The sequence below is a fragment of the Rhizobacter sp. genome (assembly GCF_031412075.1).
Taxonomy (GTDB): Bacteria; Pseudomonadota; Gammaproteobacteria; order Burkholderiales; family Burkholderiaceae_C; genus Rhizobacter.
Genome location: NZ_JANOCG010000023.1, coordinates 1 through 1,517, shown reverse-complemented (window position 1 = coordinate 1,517; position 1,517 = coordinate 1). Strand labels below are relative to the sequence as shown.

Annotated in this window: 2 protein-coding genes and 1 pseudogene; all 3 read right to left on the bottom strand. The window is 61.5% G+C overall.

All coding sequences use genetic code 11. The features are described from left to right. A pseudogene (rplL, locus tag RMO40_RS00740) lies at nucleotides 1-116 on the bottom strand (50S ribosomal protein L7/L12); the annotation flags it as partial. Nucleotides 117-161: 45 nt separating this feature from the next. Beyond that, nucleotides 162-692, bottom strand: a complete 531-nt coding sequence (gene rplJ, locus RMO40_RS00735; protein ID WP_309714981.1) for a 50S ribosomal protein L10 — start codon at nucleotides 690-692, stop codon at nucleotides 162-164. Nucleotides 693-950: 258 nt separating this feature from the next. Beyond that, nucleotides 951-1,517, bottom strand: a 567-nt coding sequence (gene rplA / locus RMO40_RS00730) for a 50S ribosomal protein L1 (protein WP_309714979.1), incomplete at its 5' end; no start/stop codon positions are given.

Here is a 1,517-nt window from a genome sequence, read left to right as displayed (position 1 = left end):
GCCACAGCGGCTGCGGACACGCCGAACTTCTCTTCGATGGCCTTGACCAGGTCGTTGAGTTCCAGAACGGTCATGGAGTCCAGTGAGGACAGGAATGCGTCTTTATCGAATGCCATTTTGTTTCCTAGATAGAAATAGGTGAAAGGTTTGAACGGGTGTCGTCAGGCCGGAGCGGCTTCGGCTTCGGCCACAGGGGCTTCAGCGGGGCCAGCTTTCTGCGCGGCCACGGCGCCAATGGCGCGCGCGAAACGTGCAATCGGCGACTGCAACAGGCCAGCCACTTGGGTCAGCAGCACTTCTTTGCTCGGCACGGCCGCCAGGGCTTTCACCCCATCGGCATTGAGTGCCTTGCCACCGAAGGCTCCACCCTTGATGACCAGCTTGTCGTTGCCCTTGGCAAAGTCAGCGATGACTTTGGCCGCGGCGACAGCGTCTTCAGAAAAACCATAGATCAGCGGGCCGACCATGCTCTCCGAAGCCGCTTCGAACGGGGTGCCAGCGACAGCACGGCGAGCCAGGGTGTTCTTCAAAACATGAAGGTACACGCCCTTTTCGCGTGCTTGCTTACGCAACACGTCCAAATGAGCCACGGTGAGGCCACGGTATTCAGCCAGCGCCAACGTCTGCGACTTGGCCGCTTGGGCCGCCACATCCGTCACCACGGTTGCTTTCTCGTTGCGATTGAGACTCAAGGTCTACTCCTCACATCACGTGTCCGTTGGTGTTGCCACCGCAGAACACACCACAATTCAGCGACCTCTTATCCAGGAACCTAGATTCTTGGGCTACGGGGACCGCCATCTGCGCGGGCTTCGGATCGGGCTTGCACCCTCTCGTCGATTAAGCAACCCGGGGGCTGCACCTGCGGTCTTGGATGACCTGAGCGCCGAGGCGCTCAGCCCACCAAACTCATCAGATCGGCACCAGACTCGTGCCGACTCTTCAATTTATTACGCTGCCGTTTGCGCGTTGATCGTGGCCACATCGACACGGGCACCCACGCCCATGGTCGAAGAGACCGCCACCTTACGCAGATAGATACCCTTGCTCGACGCCGGCTTGGCCTTGTTCAAGGCTTCGATCAGTGCGCGCAGGTTGCCGATCAGCTTGTCGGTGTCGAACGAACGACGGCCGATGGTGCCGTGCACGATGCCGGCCTTGTCGACGCGGAACTGCACCTGGCCGGCCTTGGCATCACGAACTGCCTTGGCGACGTCGGGCGTCACGGTGCCGACCTTCGGGTTTGGCATCAGGCCGCGCGGGCCCAGGATCTGGCCCAGGGTACCGACGATGCGCATCGTGTCGGGAGAAGCGATCACCACGTCGAAGTCCATCTTGCCGGCCTTGATCTGCTCGGCGAGGTCGTCCATGCCGACGATGTCGGCACCGGCGGCCTTGGCTTCTTCGGCCTTGGCGCCTTGGGCGAACACGGCGACACGCTTGGTCTTGCCAGTGCCGTTGGGCAGCACGACGGCGCCACGCACGACCTGGTCAGACTTCTTGGCGTCGATGCCGAG